The organism is Myxococcota bacterium, from assembly GCA_035498015.1.
Taxonomy (GTDB): domain Bacteria; phylum Myxococcota_A; class UBA9160; order SZUA-336; family SZUA-336; genus VGRW01.
Map to the genome: position 1 here is coordinate 1 of DATKAO010000120.1, position 6,765 is coordinate 6,765.

Annotated in this window: 8 protein-coding genes; all 8 read left to right on the forward strand. The window is 70.5% G+C overall.

Features of this window, described 5'->3' with window-relative positions:
• Window positions 1-928: 2-oxo acid dehydrogenase subunit E2 (locus tag VMR86_10950; protein ID HTO07555.1), on the forward strand; the 928-nt coding region annotated here is incomplete at its 5' end.
• Window positions 928-1,902 carry a pyruvate dehydrogenase (acetyl-transferring) E1 component subunit alpha gene (gene pdhA / locus VMR86_10955; GenBank protein ID HTO07556.1) on the forward strand — a complete coding sequence of 325 codons (975 nt, stop codon included), beginning with the start codon at window positions 928-930 and terminating at the stop codon, window positions 1,900-1,902. The genes VMR86_10950 and pdhA, both read left to right, overlap by 1 nt.
• Complete coding sequence (locus tag VMR86_10960) at window positions 1,895-2,869, forward strand: alpha-ketoacid dehydrogenase subunit beta (GenBank protein ID HTO07557.1); 975 nt, start codon at window positions 1,895-1,897, stop codon at window positions 2,867-2,869. The genes pdhA and VMR86_10960 overlap by 8 nt, the downstream gene beginning before the upstream one ends.
• A gap of 16 nt (window positions 2,870-2,885) precedes the next feature.
• Window positions 2,886-4,382, forward strand: coding sequence for a 2-oxo acid dehydrogenase subunit E2 (locus VMR86_10965; GenBank protein HTO07558.1), 1,497 nt, complete (start codon window positions 2,886-2,888; stop codon window positions 4,380-4,382).
• Window positions 4,360-5,013, forward strand: a complete 654-nt coding sequence (lipB, locus tag VMR86_10970) for a lipoyl(octanoyl) transferase LipB (GenBank protein ID HTO07559.1) — start codon at window positions 4,360-4,362, stop codon at window positions 5,011-5,013. The genes VMR86_10965 and lipB overlap by 23 nt, the downstream gene beginning before the upstream one ends.
• Window positions 5,010-5,909 (forward strand): lipoyl synthase, encoded by a 900-nt coding sequence (lipA, locus tag VMR86_10975; protein ID HTO07560.1) that lies wholly within the window; start codon window positions 5,010-5,012, stop codon window positions 5,907-5,909. Before lipB ends, lipA begins: the two co-directional genes overlap by 4 nt.
• Window positions 5,910-5,939: 30 nt before the next feature.
• Complete coding sequence (locus tag VMR86_10980; GenBank protein HTO07561.1) at window positions 5,940-6,482, forward strand: NADH-quinone oxidoreductase subunit I; 543 nt, start codon at window positions 5,940-5,942, stop codon at window positions 6,480-6,482.
• The coding region (locus VMR86_10985) for an NADH-quinone oxidoreductase subunit C (protein HTO07562.1) at window positions 6,482-6,765 on the forward strand (284 nt) is incomplete at its 3' end. The genes VMR86_10980 and VMR86_10985, both read left to right, overlap by 1 nt.

The window sequence follows — 6,765 nt, forward strand, 5'->3', positions numbered from 1 at the left end:
GCGCGTGTCTCCGGTCGCGCGGCGCGTCGCGGAAGAGCAGGGCATCGACCTCGCGGGCGTCGCCGGCTCGGGCGCCGGCGGCCGCGTGATGAAGGCCGACGTGACTGCCCGCGCCGCACCCGCGGCTGCGCCGGCCCCGGCCGCCGAGGCTGCGCCGGCCTCCGCGGCGCCCGGCACGCTGCTCGAGTTCCTGGGCCGCATGAAGGTGCCGACGCACCGAGTGACCCCGGAGGACAAGGTGATTCCCTTCACTGCCATCCGCCGGCGCATCGCCGAGCACATGGTGGTCTCGCACGTGGTCTCGCCGCACGTCGGCACCGTAGCCGAGGTCGACCTGTCCAAGCTCGCGCGGCTGCGCGAGCGCAAGAAGAAGGAGTTCGAAGCCGAGCACGGCTTCGGGCTTTCGTTCCTGCCCTTCGTGGTCGCGGCCACGGTCCGCGGGCTGCACGACTACCCGCGCATCAACTCGGCGGTGGTCGGTGACTCGATCGTGGAGCGCGCCGGCATCCACGTGGGCGTGGCGGTCGAGACCGAGCGCGGTCTGCTCGTGCCGGTGATTCGCGACACGGACCGGCTGTCACTCGTGGGGATCGCCGAGGCGGTCAACGAGCTCGCCACCAGGGCGCGCGAGCGCTCGATCGGGGCGGACGATCTCGCGGGCGGTACCTTCACGGTGTCGAACCCCGGGCGCGAGGGGAACCTCTACGGGTTCGCGGTGATCAACCAGCCGCAGGTGGGGATCCTGCGCATGGGCGAGGTGAAGAAGCGCCCCGTGGTGCTCGAGAACGCCGGCGAGGAGACGATCGCGATCCATCCCATGATGTATCTGGCACTCTCCTACGACCATCGCATCATCGACGGGGTCACTGGCAACAGCTTCCTGTACCGCGTGGCGCGCGTGCTGGAAGCGGCGGAGTTCGAGCTCTGATGGCGATTGCAGCAGCCGACCAACTCACGATGTACCGCAAGATGGTGCTGATCCGTCGCTTCGAGGAAGGCGTCGCGGAGGCCTACGCCGACGGCTTCATCGGCGGCTTCACGCACCTCTACATCGGCCAGGAGGCCGTGGCGACGGGCTCGATCTCGGCGCTGAACCACGACGACTACGTGATCGGCACCTACCGCGTCCACGCGCACGCGCTGTGTCGAGACACTTCGCCGCGCGCGCTCATGTCCGAGCTCTACGGGCGCTCCACGGGCATCTGCAAGGGCAAGGGCGGCTCGATGCACTTCTTCGACGCGTCGAAGTACATGCTCGGCGGCTACGGCATCGTGGGCGGCAACCTGCCCATCGGCGTGGGCGCAGCGCTGTCGATGCAAATGCAGCAGCAGGACCGCGTGGTCATGAACTTCTTCGGCGACGGCGCCTCGAACCAGGGCGTGTTCCACGAGGCGCTGAACATGGCCAAGCTGTGGAACCTGGGAGTCATCTTCGTCTGCGAGAACAACTTCTACGGCATCGGCACCGACGTGCGCACCTCGTCGGCGTTCAACGAGATCTACAAGAAGGCCCAGGGCTACGGCATTCCGGGCCACGTCGTGAACGGCATGGACGTGCTCGCGGTGCGCGAGAAATGCGAGGAGCTGGTCAGATTCTCGCGCCAGGGCGGCGGGCCGGTGCTGCTCGAGGCGCGCTGCTACCGCTACCAGGGTCACTCCATGACCGACGCGGGGAAATACCGCAGCGTGGCCGAGGCCGAGCTGTGGAAGAAGCGCGACCCGATCCCCCGGCTCGCGAAGTCGATGCTCGAGGCGGGCATCGTGGACCGCGCGAAGCTCGAGCAGATCCAGCAGGAAGTGAACGAGACGGTCGAGGACGCCATGCGCTTCGCCGAGGCGAGCCCGCGCCCTTCGCCCGAAGCGCTGTACGAAGACCTGTACGTGGAGGGTCCCGTTGCCTGAGCTGCGCTACTACGAGGCCGTTCAGCGCGCGCTCGCCGAGGAGATGGCGCGCGACGAGCGAGTGTTCATCCTGGGCGAAGACGTGGGTCTGGTCGGCGGCACGTTCCGCGCGACCGAGGGACTCATGGCCGAGTTCGGCGCGCGCCGCGTGCGAGACACTCCGATCGCCGAGGCCGCGATCATCGGCGTGGCGATCGGCGCTGCCATGACCGGGCTGCGGCCCGTGGCCGAGCTGATGACGCTCAACTTCGGCATCGTGGCGATGGACCAGATCATCAACCACGCCTCGAAGATCAGCTACATGTTCGGCGGGCAGGTGCACCTGCCGCTGGTGATTCGCGCCGCGGCCGGCGGCGGCACGCAGAAGGGCGCGCAGCACTCGCACTCGATCGAGTCGTGGTTCGTCAACGCCCCGGGCATCCGCGTGGTGCTGCCCTCGACGCCCTACGACCTCAAGGGATTGTTGAAGACCGCGATCCGCTGCGACGACCCCGTGCTCTTCATCGAGCACGAGATGCTCTACAACACCAAGGGCGAGGTGCCCGACGAGGAGTATCTCCTGCCGTTCGGCGTGGCCGACATCAAGCGTCCCGGCCGCGACGTCACGATCGTGGCCTGGTCCAAGATGGTGCACGAGGCGCTGAAGGCCGCCGAGCTGCTCGCGGCCGAGGGCATCGAGGCGGAAGTCGTCGACCCGCGCACGCTCGACCCGCTCGACCTGGATACGATCCTCGCCTCGGTCATGCGCACGCGGCGTGCGGTCGTGGCCGAGGAAGGCTGGCGCAAGGTGGGCGTGGGGGCCGAGATCTCGTCGCAGATCCAGGAGGCGCTGTTCTACGAGCTCGAGGCGCCGGTGCAGCGCGTGGGCGCCGCCAACGTGCCCACGCCCTACGCTTCGAACCTCGAGAGACTCGCGCTCCCCGACGCGCAGCGCATCGTCGACGCCGTCCTCAAGATCACGCTCTAGCTCGGAGACACTCCCGATGCCCAAGCAAATCCGCATGCCGAAGCTCTCGGACACGATGGAAGAGGGCCGGCTCATCGCCTGGCGCAAGAAGGTCGGCGACAAGGTGAAGCGCGGCGAGGTGCTCGCCGAGATCGAGACCGACAAGGCCGACATGGAGTTCGAGGCCTACACCGAGGGCACGCTGGCGCAGATCGTGGTCGAGGCGGGCGCGACCGTGCCGGTGGGCACGCTGATCGCCGTGCTGCGCCTGCCGGGCGAGCCCGAGGACGCAGTGACTGCCGTTGCGCCCGAGGCGGCGCAGCCCAAGGCGGCCGCTGCGGCGGCGCCCGCGCCCGCGGCTCCGCGACCTGCGGCGCCCGCCGCGGCTCCGAAGCCCGCACCCGCGCCGCGCCCCGCGTCCCCCGCGCCGGCACCGGCGCGCGTGGAGCTGCCGCCGGCGCCGCCCGGCGAGCGAGTGACTCCGGTGTTCGCGCCCGACGACGACCGGCTGCGCGCGACGCCGCGCGCGCGCCGCATCGCCGAGGAGAGGTCGATCGACCTGTCGGAAGTCACCGGCAGCGGCCCGGCCGGCGCGATCCTGGTCGCGGACCTCGAGGCGTATCTCGCCCAGCTCGAGGGCCAGGCTCCGGACTCCGACGGCGTGCGCGCCACTCCGCTCGCGCTGAAGATGGCGAGCGAAGAGGGCACCGACCTCGAGGCCGTGAAGGGCAGCGGACCGGGCGGCCGCATCACCAAGTCCGACCTGCTGGCGCACTGGAAGCGCGAGAAGGCGCACTCCAAGGAGCGCGAGTCGGTGCTGTACCGGGGCACGGTGCAGCTGTCGCAGAAGCGCAAGGCGCTGATCCGCAACATGGTGCGCAGCAAGGCCGAGGCGCCGCACTTCTACATCCAGATGGACGTGGCGACCGAGGCGCTGCGCGACCTGCGCGATCAGCTGAACCGCGACGCCGGCGACAAGCGCCCGCGACTCACCTACACGCACCTCATGTTGAAGGCAGCGGCGGTCGCGCTCGAGCGGCACCCGTGGGTCAACGCGACCTACCGGCCCGAGGAGAACGACATTGCGCTCTACGACGCGATCAACGTCGGGCTCGCCGTCGACGTGCAGGACGAGCTGGTCGCGCCGACGGTGAAGGACTGTCAGGGACGCACGGTGTGGCAGCTCGCCGAGGAGGCGAACTCGCTGATCCAGCGCGCGCGCATGCGCAAGCTGCAGCCCGCGGACTACGCGGACGGCACGTTCACCATTTCGAACCTGGGCATGTTCGGCGTGGACCGCTTCTACGCGATCATCACGCCGCCCCAGAGCTCGATCCTGTCGGTCGCCTCGATCGGCGACCGGCCGGTGGTGCGCGAGGGGCGGATCGAGATCGGCGCGATGACCACGCTCGGCCTGGCGGTCGACCACCGCGTGATCGACGGCGTGCGCGCCGCCCACTTCCTGGCGGAGATCAAGAAGCTGATCGAGTCTCCGCGCGACCTCGCTCAGGATGGAAACGATCTCAGTCACTGAGTCGCTCGAGGTCCGCCGCCTGGGCCGTGTGCCCTATGGCGACGCGCTCGCGCTGCAGGAGTCGCTGCGCGAGGCGCTGCGCTGCGGCGAGGCGCGCGAGACGGTGCTCCTGCTCGAGCACCCCGACGTGGTGACCTTCGGCCGCGGCGCCAGGCCCGAGAACGCGCTCGCGAGCGACGCCGTGCTGCAGGAGAACGGCTACGAGGTGTTCCGAGTGAGTCGCGGCGGCGACGTGACCTGGCACGGGCCGGGCCAGCTCGTGGGCTACCCGATCCTCGACCTGCGCCGCCACGGCTCGGACCTGCACCGCTACCTGCGGGACCTGGAGTCCGTCCTGACGGGGGCGCTCGCGGAGTTCGGCATCGTGGGCCACGTGCGGCCCGGCTTCGCCGGCGTGTGGCTCGACGCGCGCCGGAAGATCGCGTCGATCGGCGTGGGCGTGCGCGACTGGCGCACGCTGCACGGCTTCGCGCTGAACGTCGACTGTGACCTGGGCCGCTTCGGCGCGATCGTGCCGTGCGGGCTCGCGGGCGTGGAGATGGTCAGCATGGCCAGCGTGCTGGGCCGGGCGGTCGACTTCACGGCAGTCACCGAGGCCGTCGAGCGCGGCCTGCGCAAGGTGTTCGCGTGAGCGCGCCCGCGCGGCCGCCGTGGATGCGCGTGCGCTACCAGCAAACGCCGCAGCTCGAGCGGCTGCTCACGCTGGTGCGCGAGGAGAAGCTCCACACGGTGTGTCAGTCCGCGGCCTGCCCGAACCTCGGCGAGTGCTGGGCCCACGGCACCGCCACGTTCATGATCGCCGGCAACCAGTGCACGCGCGCCTGTGGCTTCTGCGACGTGGCCACCGGGCGGCCGGGGCCGCTGGATCCCGGCGAGCCCGCGCGCGTGGCGCACGCGATCCGCGAGCTCGGCCTGCGCTTCGCGGTCGTGACTGCCGTGGCGCGCGACGAGCTCGAGGACGGCGGCGCCGAGCACTTCGCGCACACGATCGCCGCGATCCGCGCGCACGCGCCCGGCTGCCGCGTCGAAGTGCTGATCCCCGACTTCAAGGGCTCGCTGCCTGCCCTCGAGACCGTGCTCGCGGCCTCGCCCGACGTGTTGAATCACAACCTCGAGACGGTCGAGCGCCTGCAGCGTCCCGTGCGCAAGGCCGGGCGCTACGACCGCTCGCTCGCGCTGCTCGCGAACGCCGCGCGCCTGCGGCCCGAAATCCCGACCAAGACGGGCCTCATGCTCGGCCTGGGCGAGATGGCAGACGAGATCCGCAGCGCGCTGCGCGACATCCGCGCGCACGGCTGCCGGCTGCTCACGATCGGCCAGTACCTCGCGCCCAGCCCCAAGCACCTGCCCGTCGCGCGCTGGGTCACGCCCGAGGAGTTCGACGCCTGGGCCGACGAGGCGCGCGGGCTCGGCTTCGACGAGGTGTTCTCGGGGCCGCTCGTCCGCTCCTCGTACCGCGCGGAAAAGCTGGCCAAAGCAGCGGAATCCGGCGCGCGCACGTTGAATCCGACGACCCCTTCCGTATAATCGCGCGCGACTCGGGGGGTCGAGGGACGAGTGCCGGGCAAGGTGGTCAAGGTTCGTCGCGCGGAGCGGCTCGGCTGGGCCGAGCGGCTGTATCTGCCGACGATCTTCGTGGGCCTGGCAGTCACCGCGCGCGTCTTCTTCCGGAACTTCTGGGGCTACATGGTCGGCCGGCCGTCGACCTTCGTGGTGCAGTACCCCGAGCAGAGACTCGACTACTCCGACGCGTTCCGCGGCCACCCCGTGCTGGTGCAGCTCGAGAGCGGCGAGCCCAAGTGCGTGGCGTGCGGGCTGTGTGAGTTCGCCTGTCCCACGGACTGCATCACGATCCTGCCGGCCGAGACGCCGGACGCGATCGAGCGCATTCCGTCGGTGTTCGACATCGACATGTCGCGCTGCATGTTCTGCGGCCTGTGCGAAGAAGCCTGCCCCGAGGAGGCGATCGTGATGAGCCGCGACGTCGAGCTCGCGACCTATGAGCGCGGCGCGATGCTGTGGCACATGAAGGACCTGCTGCGCACCGAGCAGCAGCTCGGCCGCCGGCTCGACCTGATCCGCCGGGACTACGCGCGCTGATGTCGGCGGCGGAAGAGCTGCTCGCAAAGGTGCGCGCGCTGCTCGGCGCCGACGTGCTCGACACGCACGCGCACCAGGGCGACGCGACGGTGCTCGTGCCGGAGGCGCGGGCGCGCGAGTGTCTGCAGCGGCTGCGCGACGACGGCGCACTGGCCTTCAACCTGCTGGTGGACCTGACCTGCGTGGACTATCTCGGGCGCGAGCCGCGCTTCGAGCTCGTGTACCACCTGGCCTCGCTCGATCTCGCGCCGGCGGCGGGCGAGCCCTGCCGGATCCGGCACCG

Coding starts and splice junctions, on each gene's coding strand:
- pdhA (HTO07556.1), top strand. CDS start 928: ATGGCGATTGCAGCAGCCGACCAACTCACGATGTACCGCAAGATGGTG.
- VMR86_10965 (HTO07558.1), top strand. CDS start 2,886: ATGCCCAAGCAAATCCGCATGCCGAAGCTCTCGGACACGATGGAAGAG.
- lipB (HTO07559.1), top strand. CDS start 4,360: ATGGAAACGATCTCAGTCACTGAGTCGCTCGAGGTCCGCCGCCTGGGC.